The sequence below is a fragment of the uncultured Vibrio sp. genome (assembly GCF_947488985.1).
Lineage (GTDB): Bacteria > Pseudomonadota > Gammaproteobacteria > Enterobacterales > Vibrionaceae > Vibrio.
Window position 1 is genome coordinate 1 of record NZ_CANLBV010000058.1, and the last position, 24,131, is coordinate 24,131.

Sequence of the window (24,131 nt, forward strand, 5' to 3'; positions counted from 1 at the left end):
AATAGGTGTGACTCAACGAATACTGACTTCAAAACTAATATTCATGTAAACATGAACATGTAATTCTAAAGCTATTACCCCTCTCTTCTTAAATAAATAGGAACAGAATGATAATGAATTGACTGTGCCAAATAACCGAGGTTATTTGTATTGGTCACTCAGTTCATTGAAATCAATGTTGTTACCGAAGTAACTGCTATTACCTAAGTAATAACGTTTTGATATTCATCAACGAGTGCCCACACAGATTGATAGGTTTAAATTGTTAAAGAGCACTAGCGTTTTGTGATTTACATCTCACTTGCTAGGGGTGCGTACTATACCTGCACCATTTTCAGAGTCAAGCGTTATTTTATAACTCTTTTTCTCCGCCGATTTCGCCGTGTGACTTTCGCCTCACTCCTTGTCGGTGAGGCGGCATTATAGAGAGATTCAGTTGGAGCACAAGGGCTTTTTGAAATAAAAGTCTCATTCGCTTAAAAAGCCACCGGTTCCGCTTTTTTTGAATAAAAACTAAACATTTGAGATGTATCACAGCAATACATTGGAAAAATGGATGCCATGAACGTAAGATTCATGTGTCTATTTTGTTAATGATAGATGCGTCTCTTTCGTTTATTAATATGTAGTATTCCGATATGAACTCAAAAAAATCGATGTTGTTAATTGTCGCACTGGCTGTATTGGGCGGCATTGTTTTCTCTCAGGTAGATATATCGCCTGCAATTACCTTTATTCTCGGTGTCTTGGCTTCCGCTTTTGTTGTTAACCTTTCAAGCACCGACTCTGAATCAGATACAGAACCTAAGGCTTCAACCAAAACGCTTTACGTGGGCAACCTTCCATACAAAGCAAATGAATCACATGTGCGTGAGTTATTCTCTGAGCATGGTGAAGTGTTTGCTGTACGTTTAATGAAAGACAAACGAACAGGTAAAAGAAGAGGCTTTGGATTTGTTGTTATGGCAAGTAATGATGTGAATCATGCAATCTCTGCGCTTAACGATAAAGATTACATGCAACGCACCTTAAAAGTACGCGTTGCAAACGATCCTAAACATCCTGAAGCGGACGAATCTGAACTGAGCTAAACCCTAACTGCTTTAACATACTATTTAGTGCACTTTCTTTTTTAGGAAGTGCACTACAAAAAACCTCACGCACTCCCCCTTCTTTACTAATGCTTTCCAAACCCAATAAATCTTGAACCCGCTTAGCTATCGCTTTACCAGAGTCTATCAGTACTACACTTTGACCTAGTACTTGTTGAATCTCTGATTTGATCAGTGGGAAATGGGTACATCCTAATACGGCGACATCAATTGTGTTGATCATCGGTTGAATGATTTGCTGTAACTCTTCAAGGCTAATATCTTCACCTCTGAGTTTATCTTCGGCCATATCCACCAGCCGAGTTGAGCCTAGCAGCTCTACTCTTTTATTAATTGAGAAATTTTTGATGAGATCGTGTGTGTATTCTCGGGTAATCGTTGCGGGAGTCGCAATGAGACCCACCGCTTTATTAGAAAGCAACGATGCAGGCTTGATGGCAGGAACAACACCCACAATAGGAATAGCGTTATTAGCACGGAGTACGGGTAAAACAATTGTGCTTGCGGTATTACAGGCTATCACCACAATATCAATATCGTGACTAGCCACAAAACTGGCCACAATACTTTGGACTCGTTGAATGAGGACTTGCTGATCGAGTTCACCATATGGGTAAGCCTCGTTATCGAATACATAGATATAGTTGTGATTTGGTAGTAACTGGCTTATTTCTTTATAGACGGACAGACCGCCCACCCCAGAATCAAAGACCAATATGTTTTTTTGTAGAGTATCCGACACAACGATTACCTGTAATAAGTTCGTTGCAATGATACCTCTTCACTTAGTTTTCGCCAATCATCAGTCTATATAATGCAAGCTCGGTAGCGTTGATGCACAAAGCGCTCACCCTGCTCTACATTTTCTAGCTCTACCTTAAGGTTTCCTTTAAAACACGGCGCTGACGTTACTAAAGTATGGAACTCACCATCTTCGCCACATTGGTCTACGTGACTTGGTAAACTGTTTATCAGCTCTGGCGTGTATTGCTGCCCACAATAACTGGCATCTAATGCGTCACTATCGATAGTGACGAGAAAGGTTTCGATTCCTCTATCTATTATCTCTTGAGCTAGTGCATCACTGCTTTCTCCCATAAGAGGAAAAACACATTCCCAACCTGCAGGTTCTATATAGCTTCTTCGGTAATCTGCAATACCGTTGCAAAACATATCGCCGAATGCCACGGCATCGATCGATAAGCCAGATGCTTTAAGTGCTTTAACAATCGTACTTTGATAGATCTCATTACTCGGGAAGACTTCTGGCAGCTCAATCGCTATTAATGGCAAACCAATCAGTGTTGCCTGCATTCCGACCACCTCGATGGGAGTGACTTGGAAGGGAACCTCACCTCCCACATACGTAGTATAGAGAGCAACAACTTCATACTCAGTACTCTCAAGTAAGCGCTCTAGGGTTAATGTGGAGTCTTTACCTGACGACCAACTTATGATGACTTTCTTTTTCATTGATATATCCGATAAAAAAACCGCCCGTAGGCGGTTTCGTTGATTAGAATTGGTAGGCTAGATTAGCGAAGTATCTGCGCTCAGGAGCGTTATACCCTAATGTTGTTTGGTATTTCTCGTTAGTTACGTTATCAACTCGACCACGAACCACCAGCTCAGGGGAAATCCAATACCCTACAGACACATCCCATAAGCTCACTGATGGCAAAATATTATCAGGGTCGGTGGTTTCTTTAGGGTTCCCCGCTCTTTCACCCGTGTATGTATAAGTCAGGTTCACATCAAAGTCTTGATATGATGCATCTATAAGCCACTTATAGTTTTCCTCAGCACGCTTCGCTAATTTGTTACCCGCAGAGTCTTTATGATCTTTAAATTCAGCCACAACCGTGTGATGAATAAACCACGTGGCGAAGTTACCTGTAATTTCTAATCCTTTAAGCTTTGCATCGACGTTTTGAGGATACCAAAATGGGCTACCTTCATACCAAATGATTAAGTTATCGACTTCATTATCGTAAGCTGTCACATCCAGTTTGAATATATCGAATTCACCGGTATAGCCAATTTCGCGGTTTTCGGCTTCTTCAGGTTCTAGGTCTGGATTTGTTGTTAGATCAGAATAGCTCGGCGCTTTAAATGATGTACCTGCAGCAGCTCTTAACGAGTGTTTCTCCGTTAGATAGTAGCGAGCACCTAAAGACCATGTCGTATGATTGTCGTATGTATCATGTTTATCATTACGTGCACTACCTACAATCTGAATATCACCAAATCGCAATTCAGAAGAAGCATAGACACCCGTCGTATCTCGCGACTCGCCAGCTAAAGCATCAGGAAAACCATAGGACAAAGCATCATCATTCAATTTTTCTCTGCGCCAATCAGCACCCGCGCCAACAGATATATTCTCGCTAACGGAATACTGATTTAAGAACTGCAGGTTCGTCAGATCTATTTTCTTCTTTGTACCCGGATTATCTTTACCTTGAGCTTGTGAGTAGTCTAGGTTCTCGATCGCCTGCTGATTGGCCCGAAAGGTAGAGCTTAAGTTATCACCTTTATAATCAACAGCTGCGGTAACGCTCAAATTCTCTGAATAGCCATAGTTCTTACCCCCCGAATCATACTCCGTTAGACTATCAAACCAACGAACAGAGACGGTGCCACTGAAAGCCTCATTGATCGGCTGTGAGTATGACGCAAAAAGATTTTGGCTTTCATAGCCATAATTAACACCCGTTGCCGGGTCTTTAATATCGTACCCCTCAGTCTCATCAAAGCCACCAGCGAGTTTTAATGTTCCGCCATTAGACAATTTACGAGTCGTTGAGAAGTTCGCTTCCTTTTGAGCATCACTGCCAGCTCCAACCGCAATCATTGTCGATTCTGTCGAATCCGCAGACTCCGTAATCACATTAATCACACCTGCGACCGCATCGGAACCATATAGAGCACCACCAGAGCCACGAATCACTTCGACTCTCTCAATAATACCGACGGGAATGTGGTTGAAGTTAATACCGCCAGCAGCAGAATCAATACGGACACCATCGACGAGAAACAGCACTTGATCACTGTTATAGCCACGCATGAAAACAGAAGCGCTGTGCCCACGTCCACCACTTTGCGAGACTTCAACGCCTGGCACTCGTTTCAAAACATCCACTAGAGATTTAGCTTGGGTTTCTTCTATTTCTTGTTTTGAAATCACAGTAGTTGATGCAATTACATCATTTAAAGGTTGCTCAAAGCGGTTAGCTGTAACCACCATGGTTTCATCGGCTGATGCTTGTTGGGCATGTAAATGGGAGACAGGGGAAAGCAGCGATGCTACAGCAATCGCTAAAAGGGATTTGTTCATGTTGTGATCCTAAATCGCGTAAAGTCCTACCAAACCACCACTTATGGTTTGGCCGCTGGCAGGTATTCGGACTCAAGAGCACAACCTTACGGTTACCTAATATTCGACTTCCCGCAAAAAGCTATTTGCAGTGTCTTGTGAATACTCGTTCTCTTTTACCGCTGCGCGTCAGTTCTGGATTCACACCAGATTCCCTCTTCAGCCATCTATACATCTAAATGGCACCAGCTTGCCGAGGATAATATTAACCTATAAATCATTTGTCTAGTCTAAGATAGTTATAAGCTATAGTTTTCATGGCCTATTTACACTGATTGGCTCTCAACACTGGACAAGCGCCTGTGATTGAATAAAATCTGCGCTCTTGATTTAAAAGCACGACAGCAAAAGGCATAACAATGGCGAATTTAGATGTAAACCCGCAACGCTACCAAGAACAACTGGCAGAAAAGACTGAGCGTCTGACTGAAATGTTCTCAGAATATAATGTGCCTGAGCTGGAAGTGTATGAATCTCCAGAACAACACTACCGTATGCGTGCTGAGTTTCGCGTGTGGCATGAAGGTGACGATATGTATTACGTCATGTTCAATCAAGAAACTAAAGAAAAATATCGTGTAGACCAGTTCCCTGCTGCTAGTCGTCTTATCAATGACTTGATGCCTTTATTAGTCGATGCAATGAAGGACAACCACTCTCTACGCCACAAGCTATTCCAAGTAGATTTCCTTTCTACGCTAAGCGGTGAGATTTTAGTGTCACTGCTTTACCACCGTCAGCTGGGTGAGCAATGGATTCAAGATGCTAAAGCACTTAAACAGCAATTGAACGATGAAGGTTTCAATCTAAACCTGATTGGCCGTGCACGTAAGATGAAAATCGTACTAGATCGCGACTACGTCATTGAAAAGCTAGATGTGAATGGTGACAGCTACATCTACCAACAAGTAGAAAACAGCTTTACTCAACCAAACGGTAAAGTAGCAGAGAAAATGTTGGAATGGGCTGTAGACTGCACTCAAGACAGCAAAGGCGACTTGCTTGAGCTTTACTGTGGTAACGGTAACTTCTCATTAGCATTGGCACAGAACTTCGAGCGTGTACTGGCAACAGAACTAGCCAAGCCATCGGTGGAATCTGCGCAATACAACATTGCGGCGAACAAGATTGAAAATGTTCAGATTATTCGTATGTCTGCGGAAGATTTTACCGTAGCAATGGAAGGCAAGCGTGAATTCCGCCGCCTGCAACAAGCGAACATCGATCTGAAGAGCTACAACTGCAACACCATCTTTGTTGATCCACCACGCTCAGGCATGGATGTGGATACATGTAAAATGGTGCAAGGCTATGAGCGCATCATGTACATCTCTTGCAACCCTGAAACATTGAAAGACAACCTAGATATTTTAAGCGAGACACACGACATCACTCGTTTTGCTCTGTTTGACCAGTTCCCTTACACGCACCACATGGAAGCAGGTGTGTTCTTAGAGCGTAAAGCATAAGTCTCGCCTTCTAGATCTAAGACAAACAACAAATACAAAAAAACGAGCTCTTTGGCTCGTTTTTTTGTTTGATTCGATTGGCTTAAGCCTTTTTACCAATGAAGCCTAACTTCTTACCAACCCAAGCAAGTAGCAGCATTGCGACAATGATCGCGAAGAAATTTGAGCCCGCATCAGGGTGCTGTGCTTTCACAAAAGCCGAATGGCCGAATGCCCCCACAAAGAAACACGCCAAGCCCACCAACGGAATATCTTCCGATACGGGGTTAGTGAGGTATTCTTGGTATAGCGCTTGTACCGCCAAGACTAAAGCAATCAGTGGGAAGATAGAGAAGCCCACTTCGCTCATTGTTACCCAAGATAACAACGCATCACCACACACACCTGCCACAACAGCAAGTAGTAGTGTCTTTCTTTCTGAACCACGGTTTATAGTATTATTTTCATTCGACATTATTCAATCCCGCCTTTTAATCGGTTACGTTCACGTTCTTTACGATACCAAAAAGCCCCTTTGGCCATCATTCGCAATTGCATGATCAAGCGTTCAGCCAGTTCATCTCGCTGACGTCGATCTAAATCTAATGCTTCTGCCCCTGAGTTGAAAACCAAGATAACGGAGGCTTCAGCTTGAGTAAAAGCTTCGTCTCGTGTCATGCCAGTCGTTATCAAATATTCGGTTAACTCAGCAGAGAAGTGCTGTATCTCACGAGCTACCGCAGCACGAAACTCAAACGATGTTCCTGAGCGCTCTCGCAATAACAGTCTGAATACGTTTGGACTGCTTTCAATGAATTCCATAAAGGTTTCAACCGATGTGCGAATCACACTGCCTTCTTTTACTATGCGTTGCCTAGCTTGTCGCATGAGCTGGCGCAGTAGTAAACCACCTTCATCAACCATGGTTAAGCCAAGCTCATCCATATCTTTGAAGTGACGATAAAAGGAAGTCGGCGCTATTCCAGCCTCACGAGCGACTTCTCTCAAGCTTAGGTTGGAAAAACTACGATCGGCACTGAGTTGGCTAAATGCTGCATCGATTAAGCTGCGACGAGTTTTTTCTTTTTGCTGTGCGCGAATGCCCATTGGTTTCATACTTTATCAATTTCTTCTTTTACAGCCTAAACAGGCATGTCTAATACTCTCTTCAATATAACGCGAATCACTTATTTATATAAGGCACTCTGGTTATATAAGACACTAAACATACCTCTTTGTTCACGTACCGAAGTAAATACGTTCGAAGAAAAAATTTCAATCTCCACACTGTCATTTGGAGACATACGACATACCAAATATTATTTTTTCGATAACACTGCGTGATCCCACCGACTCTCTGATGCCCTTTTCATGTACCCAAGAACAGAATCAGTTAAAATCTCGCTAAAGCAATGTTAATCAAATATAACAAGGAAGATATCTATGCCACACTCCAACCACTTTGATGTAATCGTAATTGGTAGTGGCCCCGGAGGCGAAGGGGCAGCGATGGGATTAACCAAAGCCGGGTTGAACGTTGCAATCATTGAAAAAGAGAGCAGCGTTGGTGGTGGTTGTACCCACTGGGGAACCATTCCTTCCAAAGCACTGCGTCATGCCGTAAGTCGTATTATTGAATTCAATAACAACCCTCTGTTTTGTCAGAACAATAAAAGCATTCACTCAACGTTCTCTAACATTCTGGGGCATGCGAAATCAGTCATCGATAAACAGACTCGACTACGCCAAGGCTTTTATGACCGTAACCAGTGCACACTAGTATTTGGTACTGCACGTTTTATTGATACCAACACGGTCTCGGTAATGCAAAGCGATGGCACTGAAGAACACTACAGTGCTGACAAGTTTGTTATCGCGACAGGCTCTCGCCCATATCAACCAGACAACGTGGACTTCCTGCATGAACGTATCTACGACAGCGACTCGATTCTTTCTCTTAAACATGACCCGCAACACATCATCATCTATGGTGCTGGCGTTATTGGCTGTGAATACGCGTCGATCTTCCGTGGTCTGGGCGTAAAAACCGACCTTATCAATACACGTGACCGCTTACTGTCTTTCTTAGACAACGAGACTTCGGATGCGCTTTCTTACCATTTCTGGAACAGCGGCGTCGTGATTCGTAACGATGAAACCTTTGAGAAAATTGAAGGGACTGATGATGGCGTGATCATTCACCTAGAGTCAGGCAAAAAGATGCGTGCTGACTGCTTGCTGTATGCCAACGGTAGAACCGGTAACACTGACAGACTGAACTTAGGCGCGGTTGGTCTAGAAGCTGACTCTCGTGGTCAGGTATCAGTGAATACCAATTACCAAACCAACATGGACCATGTATACGCGGTCGGGGATGTAATTGGCTACCCTAGCCTAGCAAGCGCTGCTTATGACCAAGGTCGATTTGTGGCTCAAGCAATAGTGAAAGGTGAAGCTGAACGCCACCTTATCGAAGACATTCCAACAGGTATCTACACCATCCCAGAGATCAGTTCTGTTGGTAAAACCGAGCAAGAGCTTACCGCGGCTAAAGTACCGTATGAAGTGGGACGTTCTTCATTCAAGCACCTAGCTCGTGCTCAAATTGCAGGTAAAGATATTGGTAGCTTGAAGATTCTGTTCCATCACGAAACCAAAGAGATTTTAGGTATCCACGTGTTTGGTGAGCGTGCAGCAGAAATTATTCACATCGGCCAAGCAATCATGGAACAAAAAGGGGAAGCGAATACTATCGAGTACTTCGTTAATACCACTTTTAACTACCCTACAATGGCTGAGGCTTATCGGGTTGCGGCTCTTAACGGCCTTAACCGTTTGTTCTAAATAAAGAATCAATAGGAGTATTTGACCTCCCATAGGCCAAATACATAAACAGCAAGCCATGAGCTTGCTGTTTTTATTTAAGATACTGAATAATATGATAATGATAGTAATTAGATCATGATGTTCTAAATACCCCTTTACCTGTACAGCCTCATTTACTCTCCACAAACAGAGCCCTCAGAGCTAAGCGAGAAACTCACCCTTCTTCCACTGAGAAACAAACAACACACCAAGACCAATCCCACGCATCGCCATAAAGCTCAACATTGCTAACCACAACGCATGGTTTTCTAAACCTGAAGCCAAGTAGAAAATCGCAAAGAAGCTGCAGGTCGCCACGAACATGCTATTGCGCATATCTTTACCCTTGGTTGCCCCAACAAAAATGCCGTCGAGTAGGAAGCACCACATAGAAACCAGCGGCATTGCGATTAACCAAGGCAGATACACTTCCGCTTGGCTCTTAACGTCAGGGATTGTGGTGATCATATTAATCAAGCTAGACCCTGCAATCGCGAACACAATAGTGAGCACCAAGCAAATATTGAAGCTCCAGAAAAAGGTGCCAATCAATGATTGGTTTAATTCGTCTTTATCTTTCGCACCAATCGCTTTACCCACCATGGCTTCCATCGCGTAGGCGAAGCCATCCATCCCATAAGAGATAATCATCAAGAAGCTCATTAACACCGCATTTGCCGCCACGACATCATCACCAAAGCTTGCACCTTGGAAAGTCATAAAAGTAAAAGTCGCTTGTAGACATAGTGAACGGAGAAAGATATCGCGATTCAGTTTTACGAAACGGCTCAAGCCTTGACTGGTTTCCTTAAGTAGAGCCCATGGCGAGGGCAGTTGCTTCTTAATCCAGATTCGATAAACACAGATTAAGCCAAACGTTAAGCCTGCATAATCAGCCATTACCGATGCCAACGCGGCACCTTCAACCCGCCACCCAAGACCAATAACAAATACGATATCCAAAACGATGTTAGTGATATTGGTGATAATCACCATCCACATCGGTGCTTTGGCATTCTGAGTTCCTAGCAACCAGCCTAAAATAACGAAATTAGTCAGGGCAGCCGGGGCGCTCCATGCTCGAATAGAGAAATACTGCTGACCATAGTGTTTCACTTGATCACTGGCGCTACTCAGTGAAAAAACCAGATCCGCAACCAAGCTATGCAAAAATAAGAAGACACCAGCAAACCCTAAAGCCATGGTCACACCCTGCACGAACACCAAGCCGAGCTGCTTGCCATCATCTGCGCCATAAGATTGCGCTGCGAGCCCGGTTGTCGACATACGCAAAAAACCGAGCAGCCAAAAGGTCACGCTGATCATTGTGCCACCTAACGCCACACCACCGAGATACCAAGAATGCTCCAGGTGACCGATAACAGCGGCATCGACTAAGCCCAACAGTGGAACCGTAATATTAGAAAGAACCATCGGGATCGCGAGCAACAGCACTTGCTTGTGCATTGCCTGATTGGATAACGTTTGAAAAATAGTTTGGGGATTAAATAGCTTCACGACCACCTCTTCGATTAGAGGCGATAGTTTAACCTAGTGAGTAGGCTTTCACTATGTTGCGAGGTTTTTGCTTATGGCAGGTGGGCTTCGATGATGTGTAAGCTAAATCGCTAGTACTACCATTTAACCAACACCAATTGTGGCGTTAAACGCTTTTTGGCCTGAGAGATCTTGCACAATAATCGCTGCCATAATTTCCAACGATTACATTGCTGATCTAGTGGAGAAAATGCTTTTACCCATTGCGCCCATGGTAACCAATTTAGAATGCTGTCGACTGGGGAGGACAAGCCATGAGCATAGTCACCAGAACCCAGCTTTCTGCCTAGGGTGCTTGAGCTTTTGTCTCCCGCCAGGACTACACACGCATGCGCATGAGTAAAGTAACGAGTCAAAGACTGAATAAAGTGTGCGGTCTGCTGCTCATTGCAATCAAGCAGTGCATGTTCGCACACCACCATTACCGAAGCTTGCTCTGGAATATTGAGTTCATCCAACCATGTTAGGTCATCTACTGAACCACACTCTAAGCGATAGCGTTCATTCTTGTGGAACAAGCGTTGACGCCAAAGTAGGTTCTCGGTCACATCCAACTCTACCCAGTGACAGCGGCCATTGTCTAATCGATAGAAACGGGTATCGAGCCCTGCTCCAACGTTAATAATCCAAGCATCTGGGTTATGGGATAAAAACTGTTGAACTTGAGAATCACAAAGTTGAGTCAATGACGCGTAAAGGAGTTGTTGTTGGTCGAGTTCACCGGTAAGACATTCAGGTGCGAGTTGGCAACGCTTACAGGCTTGTGCTGCAATAGGGTCATAAACCAAACCATCATCGGCAAGGCTTTCGCGGCTGCGAAACCAAAGATGTTGAACGAGATTCGTAGGAACTTGAAATTCTTGATGGGCAGACCCTTGCTCAGAAGAAGCACTCTGTTCAGAGGCGCGCGGCTTACGAGTAAGCGGCTTTATTTGAGGTTGGGTTGGGTTTAGCATCATCATCTTCCTTGTATCTCGACAAAGAAGATGATAATGAATATCAATTACAATAACAAGTTATTGAGAATAAATATCAATAAGCTGTTTGTAATGACTACATCCAGTCGGTGTTACGAATGATACCAACAGCAAGGCCTTCAATAGACAAGTGCTGAGATTCAAGATCGACATGGATTGGAGAAAACTCTTCATTTTCAGCATGTAACAGCACCGTTGAACCTTTGCGTTCTAGGCGTTTTACCGTTACATCATCATCGACACGCGCCACGACAACCTGACCATCGCGAACATCTTGAGTCTTATGAACAGCCAGTAAATCACCATCCATAATACCGATGTCTTTCATACTTTCGCCATTTACGCGAAGTAGGAAGTCAGCCTGTGGTTTAAACATGCCAGGATCAACTTGGTAATGCATTTCTACATGCTCTTGAGCCAGAATAGGCTCACCAGCGGCAACCTGACCGATTAATGGCAAACCTTGCTCTTCGTTTGCTGCATCTTCAAGCAAAATACGAATACCGCGAGACGCACCCGGGATAATCTCAATCGCTTCTTTACGAGCAAGAGCTTTCAAATGTTCTTCTGCAGCATTAGCAGAACGGAAGCCTAGTTCACGCGCTATTTCTGCACGTGTCGGTGGCATACCGGAATCTTCGATCTTACCTTTGATAAGGTCAAAGACTTGTTGCTGGCGGGGCGTTAACGGCTTCATGATTCACCTGTCTTTTTATACAGTTGACTGTGAGTATATCCAGTAACTGCACAAAAGCAAAGCAATTGGTTGTTTTTAGTTCATTTTTGGCCAATTACCAAAGTAAGATCTCTAACCACACATAACCGGCGAGCGCCAAACAGATGAAAACAGCCGCTGAACCGACATCTTTCGCCACCCCAGATAACTCATGATACTCGCTGCCGATTCGATCAACCACCGCCTCTATCGCGGTATTAATCAATTCAACAACCACCACCAACACAACCGACGAGATCATCAAGATTCGCTCTACTTGGCTCACGTCTAGGTAAAACGCCAACGGAATAAGCACCGCTGCCATAAACACTTCTTGTCGAAATGCGGCCTCATTTTTAAACGAACTCGTGATGCCTTGCCATGAAAAGCCTGCCGCTTTCACGATACGTTTGAATCCGGTGTTTGATTTTTTAGCCATTTTTAACCCTATACTCAATCAGTCGATCAATGATTTTCCACAAACTTAACGTCAATGTACCTATTTCCATTAAAAGGTTAGACCAGTTTCTGGTATTCTTGCATCGATTAAATTTACGCCTAGGCTTATCCCTATTTCACTCGTAGTGATTTACCCCTTCCATCATAGAAATAGAGATACGCTTAAGCACATTGACATAACTATTGAGGCAGTGAACCTATATGTCTTCTGGACAATCTTTTTCACGTTCATTAATGAAGCTACCTTTATCCGTATTAGTTAAAGGCACATCAATCCCTTCGAACCCAGTTGAGGATTTGAACATTGATTTAGGCAAACCGATTGTATACGCCTTACCGTTTCGCTCGAGCGTCGATCTACTCACGCTACAAAAACATGCGCTGGAATTAGGCTTACCTGACCCTTTAACCAAGCTTGAAATAAGTGGTAAATCACTGCAACGCTATGTTTTTATCTCCTCTCGCAAAGCACTGTTGCAAGACGATGATTCTGTTCCTAGCTCGTCTATTGAGGTTTTTTCTGAGCTGCTGTCACTGCACGCTGAAGACTCTGAACTTGATATTCAAGTGATCCCAGCAACCGTTTTGTGGGGGCGTAAACCAGGCAAAGAAAGTAACCATAAACCTTACCTCCAAGCCATGAACCGCTTGGAGAAGTCAAAAGCAGTATTGCTCGCTGGACGTGACTGCTTGGTTCGCTTTAGCCCAGTAGTTTCACTGCGTTACATGGCCAATTCACACGGTACCGACAGCACCATCGCCCACAAACTGGCACGAGTGGCACGTATTCACTTCTCTCGTCAAAAGCTTGCAGCTTCAGGCCCTAACCTGCCAAGTCGCCAAGCTCTGTTTGATCGCCTACTAAAATCAGAAGCGATCAAGCAAGCGATCGAAGAGGAAGCGAAAGCAAAAGACATCTCGATCGAGAAAGCGAGCAAAGAAGCCCAAGACATCATGGATGAGATTGCCGCGAACTTCTCTTACTCGCTGATCAAACATGGTGAAAAGATTCTTGGTTGGCTGTGGAATAAACTGTACCAAGGCCTGCATATCAATAATGCGTCGACGGTTCGTAAGCTAGCCCAAGATGGTCACGAGATCGTGTATGTGCCTTGCCATCGCAGCCATATGGACTATTTACTGCTTTCTTATGTGCTTTATCATGAAGGCATGGTGCCTCCGCATATCGCTGCGGGTATCAACCTGAACTTCTTCCCTGCCGGTCCTATTTTTCGTCATGGTGGTGCGTTCTTTATTCGTCGTAGCTTCAAAGGTAACAAGCTCTACTCAACGATTTTCCGTGAGTACTTAGCCGAGCTTTTCGCTAAAGGTTATTCTGTTGAATACTTCAGCGAAGGGGGCCGCTCTCGCACTGGCCGTCTACTGCAAGCAAAAACAGGCATGCTAGCGATGACAATCCAAGCAATGCTGCGCGGCATGAATCGCCCAGTGACTTTGGTTCCGGTCTACATCGGCTACGAGCACGTGATGGAAGTGGCGACCTACGCCAAAGAACTGCGCGGCAAACGTAAAGAGAAAGAAAACGCGAGCTTGGTGATCCGCACCATCCGTAAGTTGCGTAACTTTGGTAAAGGCTACGTAAACTTCGGTGAGCCAATTCAGCTGAACCAATACCTGAATGAGCACTCACCAGAATGGACGAAAGACATCGACCCAATGGGGACCAGCAAACCACAATGGATGAACCCAGTGGTTAATGACTTGGCCATCAAAATGATGACGCACATTAACGATGCCGCAGCGACCAACGCGCTAACACTGTGTGCAACGGCGCTATTAGCTTCAAGACAACGCGCATTGTCTCGTGACTCTTTGGTTTCTCAGATCGACTGCTACCTGTCTTTATTAAAGAACGTTCCATACTCAGCAAGATTCACTGTGCCAAAAGACAGTTCTGAAGAGCTCGTTAAACATGCAGAGTCACTGAATAAGTTCTTAATTGAGTCAGATTCCATGGGCGACATCATTTCGCTAGACCGCCACCAGTCGATTCTGATGACTTACTATCGTAACAACATTATTCACTTGTTTGCCCTACCGTCATTGATCGCTCAAATGATTGTTCGTCAGCGCAGTTTATCCATTGATACCATTCAACAGAATGTTGCTGCTATCTACCCGTTCTTGAAGAAAGAGTTGTTCTTAAGCTATGACGGAGAGCAACTCGAAAGCGTGGTGACTGACATCATTGAAGAGTTGGTTGGCCAAGGTATGATCGTAGTATCTGACCATCAAGTCACCATCAACCAGTCAAATAGCCAACCACTGATGCTATTAGGTCGTACGATTTCAGAAACGCTTCAGCGCTACTCTATTGCTCTGAACCTATTGGCCGAAAACCCAGGCTTAGATAAATCGGACCTTGAGCAGAAGAGCCAAGACATCGCCCAGCGCCTTGGTCGATTGCATGGTATTAATGCGCCAGAGTTCTTCGACAAGGGGGTATTTGCATCAATGTTCGCGACCCTCAAGCAACAACAATATCTAGATAACGACGGCAACTGTGATTTAGAAAAGACTCAGCAATTCGCCAAACTTCTCTACTCAATGCTGTACCCAGAAGTACGCTTGACGATTCAAGAGAGTATCCACCAAGTAGAGTAACCTCTTGGCTAGCTCGCTTTAATTGCTAGACTGAAACGATCAAAAAAGGCACCAATGGGTGCCTTTTTATTTTTGAATTCGATCACTTTAACTGCTGCTTACCAGAAAGCAATAAACAAGCCAACGGTTACCGCCATTCCAACATAGTTATTATTCAGGAAGGCCTGGAAGCATAAGTCTCGGTCACGATGACGCATCAGGTGTTGTTGATACACAAACAAACTTCCCACCACCAGCAAGGCCCAATAGAAGGTATCCCCTAGTTGGTAATGCATGCCTAAAGCGATCAACATCGCTAGCGTCACTAACTGCAACGAGCCAACAATCATTTTATCGAAACGACCGAATAGAATCGCCGTCGATTTGATGCCAATTTTCAGGTCATCATCTCGGTCCACCATCGCATATTGGGTATCGTAAGCAATTGTCCATAAAGCATTAATCACGAATATAAACCAAACAACACTGGGTAATTCATTGGTTTGCGCCGCCCAAGCCATAGGTATTGCCCAACTAAAGGCTAAACCAAGAAACAACTGAGGAAGATGGGTAAAACGCTTCATGAAAGGGTAAATGAAGGCTAAGCCTACTCCAATAAAAGAAAGCTTAATGGTCAGTGGGTTCATGGTAAGCACCAGCAGGAATGACAACACCGCGAGCACTAAAAAGAGGATGATCGCTTCCATACTGGACACTAAACCTGAAGGAAGGGGGCGCTGCTTGGTACGTTTCACATGACCATCGACTTTACGGTCGGCAAAGTCATTGATCACACAACCAGCTGATCGCATCAACACCACACCTAATACGAAAACAATCAAGACTTCAAAATCAGGCACGCCTTGCGCTGCAATGATCAGCGACCACAAGGTCGGCCAAAGGAGTAACAAGGTACCAATCGGGCGATTCATTCGCGTTAATTGCCAATACGCTTTCGCTTTGGTGGCAAGCATTTACACACTCTCCTTCGGGTAAATGGGGGATGTCGGTAAAAACAATTCAGCCACAAGCATCGGTTTATGGTTCATCCACAATCGAGAACGACGTGCGAACAATCGCTCATTGCCTGCGATAACCCAACCGACTTGCAGCGCATCTCGGTTAACGTTATCCGCGCTGAAAACGGTTAATCCCAGCGGGACATTGCCTTGTTGAGAAAGGTCGGAATGCTGATCCTCTAATGTCACTCGGGGTATTAAGGTTCGGCCTAGCACCCACGGCTCTCCATCACCCATTAAAATTACTTTACGCAGTAAGCAATCAGACGATGATAAAAGGTGCTCCTCGTCCTGATTTAGGGCTGAGCGCTCTACAACTTGATTGTGAAGTAACTCAACGGACAGGTGTTGGCACCACTGACTCAATTTTCGAGAAAGAGATCCCTGCTCCATAAGCCACGCTTTAGTGTTTTCATCAGGAAAATCAAATGTTTCTGTACTTTGCCAATCTACATTCATTAATGAATTAAGATACAGCGATATTGGCTGATTCATACTAGTATTCAATAGGTAACTTTACACGTACAATAAACCTTCAACTTTCGAACAAAATTAAAGCATTCTTCGGATTGTAAGCGCATTTAGACCACCTATTGTAACAAGACTAATGCGTTTCGAATATCGCGAATAAACTAAAGAAAAGTTACATATATGCACAAACGTTATCTAGCACAAATATTTCTGGTGATCAGCCTGTTCTGTTCAGCATCAAGTTTTGCCACAGAAGAGTCGGCACCTAAACTGGCCTACTTCACGCTAGAGCCAGACCTGACCACCAACTTTTACACCAAAGGTAAAAAGTTAGGCTACATTCAGGTTCGTCTCGATATCATGGCCACCAATAGTAATGACTTAGCAGCGATTGAACACCACCAACCCCTGATCCGCGATGCGGTGATTGAGTTGTTAGGCAAGCAGAACGAAGAAACCATCAAATCTCTGTCTGGCCGTGAAGATCTGAGAAAGACCCTCGTTGAGCAGCTCAACAAGGTTTTGCTGCCTGAGACAGGAAAAACCATCATTGCCGACCTACTGTTTACCAAGTATCTATACCAGTAACCATCCATTTGATACCTACCAATAAAAAACGGCCTAATGGCCGTTTTTTATCTGCGCTTTGTGTCTAGCGGTATAGTTTTAAGCAAGACACAAACTAGCGTCTTACAGAACTCGGTACTTTCATTACATCAATAAAGCCGATACCCACGCCCGCGATTAAGCCAGCTAAGTGCGCGCTATTGGCGATCGCCATAAATGGCTGCATATAACCAAGTACTAACCACACCAACATAAAACCGACGATTTGTCTTGGAATGCCTAAACCAAGCTGAGGTGCTTTCGTCCCAACAACCCATAGGTACCCGACTAAGGCATACACTACGCCAGACAAACCACCGAAGTTCGCCCCTTCGACCCAGTACTGACCCGCGCCTGAAAGCGCAGAAGAGACAGCAAAGATCTGAAGCAGCTTAATGCTACCGAGCTTTTTCTCTATATCTCCACCGAGTTGCCACCACCACAAAATATTAAATGCGATGTGCATAACAGAGAAATGCAGAACAGCATGGCTCAACCAGCGCCATAACTGCCACTGCTGTCCATCCACTGCGGGGAAATGCAAGGCATTGAAAATAGCCTGACCAAAACCTATCTGTTGCAGCGCAAAAATCACCACGCACACCAACATTAAGCTCAGCGTCACAGGGCCAGCTTTGGCTTTTATCATGCCGATGAAGCTTGGCGTGTGATAATGAAACTGGCTCTTTCTGGTTTCGGCCATATCCCATGACGCCGCTTGATAGCGCTTATGATTGGGTTCCGACAAAAATCGATGAAGCTCAGCTTCGGCTTCAACCTGAAATTGGCCATCAATAAGCCAAAGAGCAAAACGTCCTTCACCCTCTGGAGACATCTGAATAGGGATCTGACGAGAGGCCATATAATCAATAAATGCTTGAGCAAGACGTGGATTGCCTAACACCATCAATCTAATCATTGTTACTTCCTATTCATACTATGAGAGATACTTGAAGCGGTTCAGGTAATTAACCAGCGATCACCGGAAGCTCAGCACGATGCCAAGCTTCGAAACCACCATCAACACTATATACCTCTTCAAAGCCTTGGTTCACTAAATATTGTGCAGCACCTTGGCTACTAATACCGTGGTAGCACATCACCAAGATAGGTTGTTCGAACTCCACTTCATCCATGAACGACACCATAGTATCGTTGGTCAGGTGGTAGGCTGTTTTAGAGTGAGCCACCGCAAAAGACTGCGGGTCACGTATATCGACGAGGCGAGCCTCGCCTTGTTCAATAAGAGCTTGAGCGCCTTTAACATCGATATGTTTAAACTGGTCCATGACTTTATCTTTTTATACTGATTTACTTTGCTGCCATTATAACCTATCCCAAGGCGAACAATCACATCCACTTAATAAGGTTATCCACCAGCGATCACTTTTACACCGTTTGTGGATAAACCTGTGAATTACGTGAATAAAGTGTTTTTCTAAAAATGGATCCACAATATGTAGTAATGATCCTGATCTAGCTGTGGGTTAATGGAAACATATCCCCACACAGAAAAAGCTTGAAAAGCCTTACTACACTCTGCTTTTAGACAGCTGACAAATAAACTTCTCACAGAGTTATCCACAAAATAACATAATATATTTCGATCGCAATTATTAAGAAATCGATCCAAACAAAAAGGCCGAGATCTCTCGATCTCGGCCTTTTCAAAATTCAGCTAATTGTGATAAATCGCGATTCAATATAGATTGCTGTTAGAAGTCACCAACGGCTTGTTTCAATTTCTTCATCGCATTTTTTTCAAGCTGACGAACGCGCTCTGCAGAAATACTGTAGGTATCCGCTAAGTCTTGCAGCGTTGCTTTGTTGTCGTCTAACCAACGTGAGCGAACTATGTGCTGGCTACGCTCATCTAAGCTTGCTAAAGCTAGTCCAAGGCGATTATTGGTGTGTGACTCCCAGTTAGCCGCTTCAACCGTTTCAGCAACGTCTGATGCTTTGTCTTCTAGGTAGTAAACAGGCGCTGTATAAGCTGAGCCGCCGTCATCATCATCCATAGGGGCTTCAAACGTCGCGTCTTGTGCCGCTAAGCGAGACTCCATCTCACGAACTTCTGAAGGCTCAACACCCAGCTCACGAGCAACCGTCTCAACTTCACCGTTATTAAACCAACCTAAACGCTTTTTAGACTTACGAAGGTTAAAGAACAGTTTACGCTGTGCTTTTGTCGTTGCGATCTTAACGATACGCCAGTTACGCAATACGTACTCATGGATTTCAGCTTTGATCCAATGAACAGCAAAAGAGACTAAGCGAACACCAACCTCAGGATTGAAGCGCTTTACAGCCTTCATTAGGCCAATGTTGCCTTCTTGGACGAGATCGGCCATTGGCAGCCCGTAGCCAGAGTAACCTCTTGCCACGTGTACCACGAATCGTAGGTGGGAAAGGATCAAGCCTTTCGCAGCGTCGATCTCACCTTTGTAATGCAATCGCTCTGCAAGTCCACGCTCCTCCTCAGGAGTCAGCATTGGGTAGCTGTTCGCTGAGCGGATATAGCTATCTAAACTATCTTGTGTGACTAAAGCCATTTGATACGCTTGGTTTGCCATTCGTTCCTCATCAATCTCTGATCTGGAGTAATACATCTATTAAACCCCGACAATTTTGAACCTAAAATGAACAGGTTTCAAGAAGGGGGGAAGTAATTATGCATAATCAATTCATCTATACAAGGCTAAAAGGTGCCTATTTTTTGTCTAAGTATGACTCGATACACCTAAACAGGTTCAATTTCTTTTAAGTGACGCTGCGCAGACAATTTTGCCGCAACACTGCCAAGCAAGGTTCCCACGATCAACAGCAATAAGGACTCATCCCAACTCAAACCAATCAGTCGGAAATGACTGTCATAAAGCTGGGCTAAGTCATCCACAGCACTGTTCAGCAACACGGTGATCAATGCCGTCATGACCCAGGCACTGATCGAGCCCAGTAGACCAAACCACATTCCTGCATAGAGGTATGGGCGCTGAATGAAACTGTCAGTAGCACCGATCAGCTTCATGGTTTGAATCTCTTCTTTATGCGCCAACACATTAAACCGTAATGTATTGCCGATAATCAAAAACACGGCCCCCAGCATCAATACGGTTAAGGTCATCACGATGGCGGCAGCTAGGGCTTTAATAGCATCTAATCGAGCTAACCAATCTTCATCTAAGCGAACATCAGTCACTAATGCTTGTTTTTGAACTATGCTAGCCAACTCTTTAATTAAGGTATCGCGATGTACGCTTGGCGTAATCACTAACACCCCCGGCAGTGAATAATCATCCAGAATCGTCAGGGCATCTTCAAAGCCGGAATACTGGCTGAGATCTGCCAGCCCCTGCTGCGGTGAAATGTATTCCACCTGCTCGACTTGCTCCCAGCCTTCGATCTCATCTTTTAGCACCATCACTCTTGGCTCTGGAACACCATCCTCTAAATAAGCACTAATTTGTGACGGGCTTGTGACACCTTGAGCCAATTCACCTACGTTTTTGCCCAATAGGTATAAACACGCAGGCATCGCTAAGGCCATTGAAATAACCGCAAGAGTCAGCACATTACCCAACGGGCGCTGCCACAATTCTGAGAAGGAGGACTTGGCTTGCTTCCAATGCACAACAAACAAGCCATCGCTTGGCACTCGGCTTGCAGATCGCTTAGACGGCGTTTTTTTGATGCGCTTATTCGCGGCCATAATCTTCAACCTCACTCAAAAAGCCTTGGTTTAATTCAAGATGACGGTATTGAGGGCGAGTGTTCACTAACCCGATATCGTGCGTTGCTAGGATGATCGTGACACCTGCACGGTTGAATTCTTCAAACAATCGCAATACACGGTTAGATAATTCAGGGTCGAGGTTACCGGTGGGCTCATCCGCGAGCAGCAGAGTTGGGCGGTTAACCACCGCGCGAGCAATACCGACACGTTGCTGCTCACCACCAGAAAGTTGGCTTGGCAAACAACGGGCCTTGTCTAATAATCCCGTTTTATCCAATGCGGCACTGACTCGGCGTTTTATTTCATTTTCAGAAATCGATTCAATACGCATCGGCAAAGCGACGTTATCGAAAATAGAACGGTCCATCAATAGCCGATGGTCTTGAAAGACAATCCCGATGTTACGACGTAAAAAGGGAATGTCTTTGGCTGGAATGCGAGTGATATCGTGATCGTTAAACCAAATACGCCCATCGGTTGGACGCTCTATCGAACAGATCAATTTCAGCAAAGTACTTTTACCAGCACCTGAGTGCCCACCTAAAAATGCCATTTCCCCGCGTTTGAGATGAAAGTCCACTTTCTGGAGGGCTTGTCGTCCACCTCGATAGGCTTTACTCACTTGCTGAAATTTGATCACCGAAAATTCCTCTTACGATCACTTGTATCAAATTTAAAACGTTAACTGATTAAGAGTTAACCACATAGTTACTCGCGTTATTCTTCACGGCTAAATAGCGCTTCAATGAAGTCTTTTGACTCAAATGGACGCAAGTCGTCGATACCTTCACCGACACCAATGTAGCGAATTGGGATCTGGAATTGGTCAGCAATAGAGAAAATTACACCACCTTTCGCCGTACCATCGAGCTTAGTTAGGGTAATCCCCGTTACCGGTGCCACTTCACTGAAAAGCTTAGCTTGGCTGATCGCATTCTGCCCGGTACCCGCGTCAAGCGTTAGCATAATTTCGTGCGGCGCAGAGTCATCAATCTTCTTCATGACACGAACGATCTTGCGTAACTCTTCCATCAGGTTGCTCTTGTTCTGTAAACGACCGGCCGTATCAGCAATCACAACATCAACGCCACGCGCTTTAGCAGCTTCAATCGCATCGTAAATAACCGACGCACTGTCGGCACCAGTGTGCTGAGCAATAACTGGCACTTCGTTACGCTGCCCCCAAACCTGAAGTTGTTCAACCGCTGCCGCACGGAAGGTATCGCCCGCCGCGAGCATCACTTTCTTACCTTCGTTTTGGAATTGCTTCGCCAACTTACCGATAGTGGTTGTCTTACCTACGCCATTCACCCCTACCATCAAGATAACGTAAGGTGTTTTCGTGGTATCAACCACTAATGGCTGTTCCACTTGGCTTAAGATGTCTGCCATCTCTTCTTTAAGCAGACCATAAAGCGCTTCACCATCTTTTAGGTCATGGCGAGAGGCTTTTTCTGTCAGGTTTTCAATGATCTTAACCGTGGTATTCATACCCACATCTGCAATCAGAAGCTGCTCTTCTAGCTCTTCAAACAGATCTTCATCGATTTGCTTACCTTTGAACAAGCCAAAGAAACCCGCACCGATGTTGGCTTTAGTGCGGCTTAGGCTGCGCTTAAGGCGTGCAAAAAAACTTTCTGTCGGCTTCTCTTGAACTTCTTCAACTTTAGCTTGAGGAGCAACCTCTTGTTCCTCAAAGATTCCTGCGACAGGCAGCTGCTCTTGTTGAGTCTCTTCAAGCACTTGCTCAGATTCAACTGACTTAGATTCAGTTGGCTTAGCGATTTCAGCTTCAGGTACAACCTGTTCAGCCTCAACTTGTGATTCAACTTCAGTTTGCTCTTCAACGTTTTCTACGTTCGCTTCATTCTGAGTTTTTGGGCTTTGTTCTTCTTCACCAAAACCAAGCCACGATAATAATCCGCGCTTCTTTTTTTCCGTCATCAGAGGAATTCCCTAGATCTACTAATTAGCTGTATTGACTTAATACACGTCGACTCTTTGCTATTGTTATACAATACAAGCTTGTACAAACGAATAGTAAAGAAAAATGACAAAGCAGTGATAAGTTTGCTTTTAGCTTGATACACTTTGTCATTGCAAATTTATTTAATACTCGAACCCACTTAAATTGGGTTCGGTATAGTATCACTTTATTAGCGGTCAAAAAATCTATGGTAAGACGTCGCCAGCAAAACACATCACAAAAAAAGCCATCCGGAGGCTTTGTTCGAATCATTAGTGGTTCATGGAGAGGCAGAAAGCTACCTGTTCATGATTTAGAAGGGTTACGCCCAACCATTGACCGAGTTAAAGAGACGCTCTTTAACTGGGTAGCACAAGATATCCCCAATTCGACCTGCTTAGACGTATTTGCCGGGTCGGGGGGGCTCGGTTTTGAAGCCGCTTCTCGCCAAGCAAAAATGGTGACGCTGCTCGAAATGAACCCCAAAGCCGCCAAGCAGCTTGCTGATAATGCTAACGAGCTCAAAGCAGACAACATCAATGTGGTGAATACTGACGCTCTCTCTTTCCTTAAAAAACCCGGCACTCCTTACGACATGGTTTTCCTTGATCCACCATTTCGCAAAGGCTTACTCGCAGAAACGGTCCAACTACTTGAGAGTAACGGTTGGCTGACCGATGACGCCATCATTTACGTCGAGACAGAGAAAGAGCTGCAACTCGAAGCGATGCCTGCGAACTGGGAACTGCATCGCGATAAGACCACTGGCCAGTCAAGTTACCGGCTGTTCAATCGAATCATTGAAAAATAGGAGTTATTGAATGAAGTTCTTGCTTCCACTAGCAAAAGCCGCCATCGCCTTTGTTTGGTTTATCTTAATCGTAAATATTTTCTACCCATTCCCGGGGAATTCTGCGATTGCGCTTTATATCATGACTGCATTCTTGCTCTTCATGCACGGTATACAGATGCTGATTTTTATTGGTGCTTTCGGCGATAAGATCGAAATGTCACGTTGGGAGAAGTGGTCAATATTGATTTTCGGAATATTTGCCCTGCTCGATATCCGCCGCAAACACATGATGTAATCGAGCTTAATCCCAAGTTTACATGGCTTAACGATAGAAACCTCAGTGCAGAAACGATAATCGAGTAGGAGGAGGCCTCACGGCCTCCGTCCTCTCACACCACCGTACAAGCGTGGGTCGCATACGGCGGTTCCG

The 24,131-nt window shown here is 44.6% G+C and carries 24 protein-coding genes and 1 riboswitch; of the genes, 7 read left to right on the forward strand and 17 right to left on the reverse strand.

Going from position 1 to position 24,131, the window contains the following annotated elements; genetic code table 11:
* The first annotated feature begins 638 nt into the window (after nucleotides 1-638).
* The gene (locus Q1A70_RS12970) at nucleotides 639-1,091 is read left to right on the forward strand and encodes an RNA-binding protein (RefSeq protein WP_299691948.1); all 453 of its coding nucleotides are present in this window, start codon (nucleotides 639-641) and stop codon (nucleotides 1,089-1,091) included.
* Here Q1A70_RS12970 and murI read toward each other — a convergent pair.
* From murI to Q1A70_RS12985, 3 genes are read right to left on the reverse strand one after another with little or no spacing between them, the layout of a single operon-like run.
* Complete coding sequence (gene murI, locus Q1A70_RS12975) at nucleotides 1,054-1,860, reverse strand: glutamate racemase (RefSeq protein ID WP_299692023.1); 807 nt, start codon at nucleotides 1,858-1,860, stop codon at nucleotides 1,054-1,056. The genes Q1A70_RS12970 and murI overlap by 38 nt on opposite strands.
* Nucleotides 1,861-1,919: 59 nt before the next feature.
* Entirely contained in the window at nucleotides 1,920-2,585 is a 666-nt protein-coding gene (locus Q1A70_RS12980) for an ATPase (RefSeq protein ID WP_299691951.1), read from the reverse strand.
* A 43-nt stretch (nucleotides 2,586-2,628) separates the two neighbouring features.
* A complete protein-coding gene (locus Q1A70_RS12985) occupies nucleotides 2,629-4,449 on the reverse strand; it encodes a TonB-dependent receptor (RefSeq protein WP_299691954.1) in 1,821 nt (606 codons plus the stop codon).
* A 39-nt stretch (nucleotides 4,450-4,488) separates the two neighbouring features.
* Nucleotides 4,489-4,693, reverse strand: a riboswitch (cobalamin riboswitch).
* Nucleotides 4,694-4,847: 154 nt separating this feature from the next.
* On the opposite strand from Q1A70_RS12985, the gene trmA reads away from it, so the two are divergent.
* Entirely contained in the window at nucleotides 4,848-5,957 is a 1,110-nt protein-coding gene (gene trmA, locus Q1A70_RS12990) for a tRNA (uridine(54)-C5)-methyltransferase TrmA (protein WP_299691957.1), read from the forward strand.
* A gap of 82 nt (nucleotides 5,958-6,039) precedes the next feature.
* Here trmA and Q1A70_RS12995 read toward each other — a convergent pair whose 3' ends face one another.
* Nucleotides 6,040-6,411, reverse strand: a complete 372-nt coding sequence (locus tag Q1A70_RS12995; RefSeq protein WP_299691960.1) for a YijD family membrane protein — start codon at nucleotides 6,409-6,411, stop codon at nucleotides 6,040-6,042.
* Nucleotides 6,411-7,052 (reverse strand): HTH-type transcriptional repressor FabR, encoded by a 642-nt coding sequence (fabR, locus tag Q1A70_RS13000; RefSeq protein WP_010438693.1) that lies wholly within the window; start codon nucleotides 7,050-7,052, stop codon nucleotides 6,411-6,413. Before fabR ends, Q1A70_RS12995 begins: the two co-directional genes overlap by 1 nt.
* 327 nt (nucleotides 7,053-7,379) lie before the next feature.
* Between fabR and sthA the strand changes: the two genes are divergently transcribed.
* A complete protein-coding gene (sthA, locus tag Q1A70_RS13005; RefSeq protein WP_299691963.1) occupies nucleotides 7,380-8,780 on the forward strand; it encodes a Si-specific NAD(P)(+) transhydrogenase in 1,401 nt (466 codons plus the stop codon).
* A 183-nt stretch (nucleotides 8,781-8,963) separates the two neighbouring features.
* Here the strand turns inward: sthA and dinF are convergent, their stop codons facing one another.
* The 4 genes from dinF to Q1A70_RS13025 form a co-directional block, all read right to left on the reverse strand.
* The gene (gene dinF, locus Q1A70_RS13010) at nucleotides 8,964-10,319 is read right to left on the reverse strand and encodes an MATE family efflux transporter DinF (RefSeq protein WP_299691966.1); all 1,356 of its coding nucleotides are present in this window, start codon (nucleotides 10,317-10,319) and stop codon (nucleotides 8,964-8,966) included.
* A gap of 116 nt (nucleotides 10,320-10,435) precedes the next feature.
* A complete protein-coding gene (locus Q1A70_RS13015) occupies nucleotides 10,436-11,314 on the reverse strand; it encodes a class I SAM-dependent methyltransferase (protein ID WP_299691970.1) in 879 nt (292 codons plus the stop codon).
* Nucleotides 11,315-11,411: 97 nt separating this feature from the next.
* The gene (gene lexA, locus Q1A70_RS13020; protein WP_019820514.1) at nucleotides 11,412-12,032 is read right to left on the reverse strand and encodes a transcriptional repressor LexA; all 621 of its coding nucleotides are present in this window, start codon (nucleotides 12,030-12,032) and stop codon (nucleotides 11,412-11,414) included.
* A gap of 94 nt (nucleotides 12,033-12,126) precedes the next feature.
* Entirely contained in the window at nucleotides 12,127-12,489 is a 363-nt protein-coding gene (locus Q1A70_RS13025) for a diacylglycerol kinase (RefSeq protein WP_299691974.1), read from the reverse strand.
* A gap of 221 nt (nucleotides 12,490-12,710) precedes the next feature.
* On the opposite strand from Q1A70_RS13025, the gene plsB reads away from it, so the two are divergent.
* Nucleotides 12,711-15,134: a glycerol-3-phosphate 1-O-acyltransferase PlsB gene (plsB, locus tag Q1A70_RS13030; RefSeq protein ID WP_299691977.1), complete on the forward strand. Its 2,424-nt coding sequence runs from the start codon at nucleotides 12,711-12,713 to the stop codon at nucleotides 15,132-15,134.
* Between the two features lie 98 nt (nucleotides 15,135-15,232).
* Here plsB and ubiA read toward each other — a convergent pair whose 3' ends face one another.
* The gene (ubiA, locus tag Q1A70_RS13035; RefSeq protein WP_299691980.1) at nucleotides 15,233-16,087 is read right to left on the reverse strand and encodes a 4-hydroxybenzoate octaprenyltransferase; all 855 of its coding nucleotides are present in this window, start codon (nucleotides 16,085-16,087) and stop codon (nucleotides 15,233-15,235) included.
* Nucleotides 16,088-16,627 carry a chorismate lyase gene (locus tag Q1A70_RS13040; protein WP_299691983.1) on the reverse strand — a complete coding sequence of 180 codons (540 nt, stop codon included), beginning with the start codon at nucleotides 16,625-16,627 and terminating at the stop codon, nucleotides 16,088-16,090. It abuts the gene before it with no gap.
* 156 nt (nucleotides 16,628-16,783) lie between these two features.
* Between Q1A70_RS13040 and Q1A70_RS13045 the strand changes: the two genes are divergently transcribed.
* The gene (locus Q1A70_RS13045) at nucleotides 16,784-17,191 is read left to right on the forward strand and encodes a flagellar basal body-associated protein FliL (protein WP_299691986.1); all 408 of its coding nucleotides are present in this window, start codon (nucleotides 16,784-16,786) and stop codon (nucleotides 17,189-17,191) included.
* Nucleotides 17,192-17,285: 94 nt separating this feature from the next.
* On the opposite strand, the gene glpG is transcribed toward Q1A70_RS13045, so the two are convergent.
* The 6 genes from glpG to ftsY all read right to left on the reverse strand — a co-directional run bounded on the left by glpG (nucleotide 17,286) and on the right by ftsY (nucleotide 22,886).
* Complete coding sequence (gene glpG, locus Q1A70_RS13050; protein WP_299691989.1) at nucleotides 17,286-18,128, reverse strand: rhomboid family intramembrane serine protease GlpG; 843 nt, start codon at nucleotides 18,126-18,128, stop codon at nucleotides 17,286-17,288.
* Between the two features lie 49 nt (nucleotides 18,129-18,177).
* Entirely contained in the window at nucleotides 18,178-18,498 is a 321-nt protein-coding gene (gene glpE / locus Q1A70_RS13055; RefSeq protein WP_004736711.1) for a thiosulfate sulfurtransferase GlpE, read from the reverse strand.
* A gap of 426 nt (nucleotides 18,499-18,924) precedes the next feature.
* A complete protein-coding gene (rpoH, locus tag Q1A70_RS13060) occupies nucleotides 18,925-19,782 on the reverse strand; it encodes an RNA polymerase sigma factor RpoH (RefSeq protein ID WP_017055518.1) in 858 nt (285 codons plus the stop codon).
* Between the two features lie 167 nt (nucleotides 19,783-19,949).
* Nucleotides 19,950-20,918 carry a permease-like cell division protein FtsX gene (ftsX, locus tag Q1A70_RS13065; protein WP_299692006.1) on the reverse strand — a complete coding sequence of 323 codons (969 nt, stop codon included), beginning with the start codon at nucleotides 20,916-20,918 and terminating at the stop codon, nucleotides 19,950-19,952.
* Nucleotides 20,905-21,582 (reverse strand): cell division ATP-binding protein FtsE, encoded by a 678-nt coding sequence (gene ftsE, locus Q1A70_RS13070; protein ID WP_299692011.1) that lies wholly within the window; start codon nucleotides 21,580-21,582, stop codon nucleotides 20,905-20,907. Before ftsE ends, ftsX begins: the two co-directional genes overlap by 14 nt.
* 77 nt (nucleotides 21,583-21,659) lie before the next feature.
* Nucleotides 21,660-22,886 carry a signal recognition particle-docking protein FtsY gene (gene ftsY / locus Q1A70_RS13075; protein ID WP_299692014.1) on the reverse strand — a complete coding sequence of 409 codons (1,227 nt, stop codon included), beginning with the start codon at nucleotides 22,884-22,886 and terminating at the stop codon, nucleotides 21,660-21,662.
* A 230-nt stretch (nucleotides 22,887-23,116) separates the two neighbouring features.
* Between ftsY and rsmD the strand changes: the two genes are divergently transcribed.
* A complete protein-coding gene (gene rsmD / locus Q1A70_RS13080; RefSeq protein WP_299692017.1) occupies nucleotides 23,117-23,719 on the forward strand; it encodes a 16S rRNA (guanine(966)-N(2))-methyltransferase RsmD in 603 nt (200 codons plus the stop codon).
* Nucleotides 23,720-23,729: 10 nt separating this feature from the next.
* Nucleotides 23,730-23,996: a DUF1145 domain-containing protein gene (locus tag Q1A70_RS13085; RefSeq protein WP_299692020.1), complete on the forward strand. Its 267-nt coding sequence runs from the start codon at nucleotides 23,730-23,732 to the stop codon at nucleotides 23,994-23,996.
* Nucleotides 23,997-24,131: the final 135 nt, after the last annotated feature.

Bases quoted from the DNA above. Each gene is read 5' to 3' on its own strand.
- Q1A70_RS12970 (WP_299691948.1), top strand. From the start codon at position 639: ATGAACTCAAAAAAATCGATGTTGTTAATTGTCGCACTGGCTGTATTG.
- Q1A70_RS12980 (WP_299691951.1), bottom strand. From the start codon at position 2,585: ATGAAAAAGAAAGTCATCATAAGTTGGTCGTCAGGTAAAGACTCCACA.
- Q1A70_RS12985 (WP_299691954.1), bottom strand. From the start codon at position 4,449: ATGAACAAATCCCTTTTAGCGATTGCTGTAGCATCGCTGCTTTCCCCT.
- trmA (WP_299691957.1), top strand. From the start codon at position 4,848: ATGGCGAATTTAGATGTAAACCCGCAACGCTACCAAGAACAACTGGCA.
- Q1A70_RS12995 (WP_299691960.1), bottom strand. From the start codon at position 6,411: ATGTCGAATGAAAATAATACTATAAACCGTGGTTCAGAAAGAAAGACA.
- fabR (WP_010438693.1), bottom strand. From the start codon at position 7,052: ATGAAACCAATGGGCATTCGCGCACAGCAAAAAGAAAAAACTCGTCGC.
- sthA (WP_299691963.1), top strand. From the start codon at position 7,380: ATGCCACACTCCAACCACTTTGATGTAATCGTAATTGGTAGTGGCCCC.
- Q1A70_RS13015 (WP_299691970.1), bottom strand. From the start codon at position 11,314: ATGCTAAACCCAACCCAACCTCAAATAAAGCCGCTTACTCGTAAGCCG.
- lexA (WP_019820514.1), bottom strand. From the start codon at position 12,032: ATGAAGCCGTTAACGCCCCGCCAGCAACAAGTCTTTGACCTTATCAAA.
- Q1A70_RS13025 (WP_299691974.1), bottom strand. From the start codon at position 12,489: ATGGCTAAAAAATCAAACACCGGATTCAAACGTATCGTGAAAGCGGCA.
- plsB (WP_299691977.1), top strand. From the start codon at position 12,711: ATGTCTTCTGGACAATCTTTTTCACGTTCATTAATGAAGCTACCTTTA.
- ubiA (WP_299691980.1), bottom strand. From the start codon at position 16,087: ATGCTTGCCACCAAAGCGAAAGCGTATTGGCAATTAACGCGAATGAAT.
- Q1A70_RS13040 (WP_299691983.1), bottom strand. From the start codon at position 16,627: ATGAATCAGCCAATATCGCTGTATCTTAATTCATTAATGAATGTAGAT.
- Q1A70_RS13045 (WP_299691986.1), top strand. From the start codon at position 16,784: ATGCACAAACGTTATCTAGCACAAATATTTCTGGTGATCAGCCTGTTC.
- glpG (WP_299691989.1), bottom strand. From the start codon at position 18,128: ATGATTAGATTGATGGTGTTAGGCAATCCACGTCTTGCTCAAGCATTT.
- glpE (WP_004736711.1), bottom strand. From the start codon at position 18,498: ATGGACCAGTTTAAACATATCGATGTTAAAGGCGCTCAAGCTCTTATT.
- rpoH (WP_017055518.1), bottom strand. From the start codon at position 19,782: ATGGCAAACCAAGCGTATCAAATGGCTTTAGTCACACAAGATAGTTTA.
- ftsX (WP_299692006.1), bottom strand. From the start codon at position 20,918: ATGGCCGCGAATAAGCGCATCAAAAAAACGCCGTCTAAGCGATCTGCA.
- ftsY (WP_299692014.1), bottom strand. From the start codon at position 22,886: ATGACGGAAAAAAAGAAGCGCGGATTATTATCGTGGCTTGGTTTTGGT.
- rsmD (WP_299692017.1), top strand. From the start codon at position 23,117: ATGGTAAGACGTCGCCAGCAAAACACATCACAAAAAAAGCCATCCGGA.
- Q1A70_RS13085 (WP_299692020.1), top strand. From the start codon at position 23,730: ATGAAGTTCTTGCTTCCACTAGCAAAAGCCGCCATCGCCTTTGTTTGG.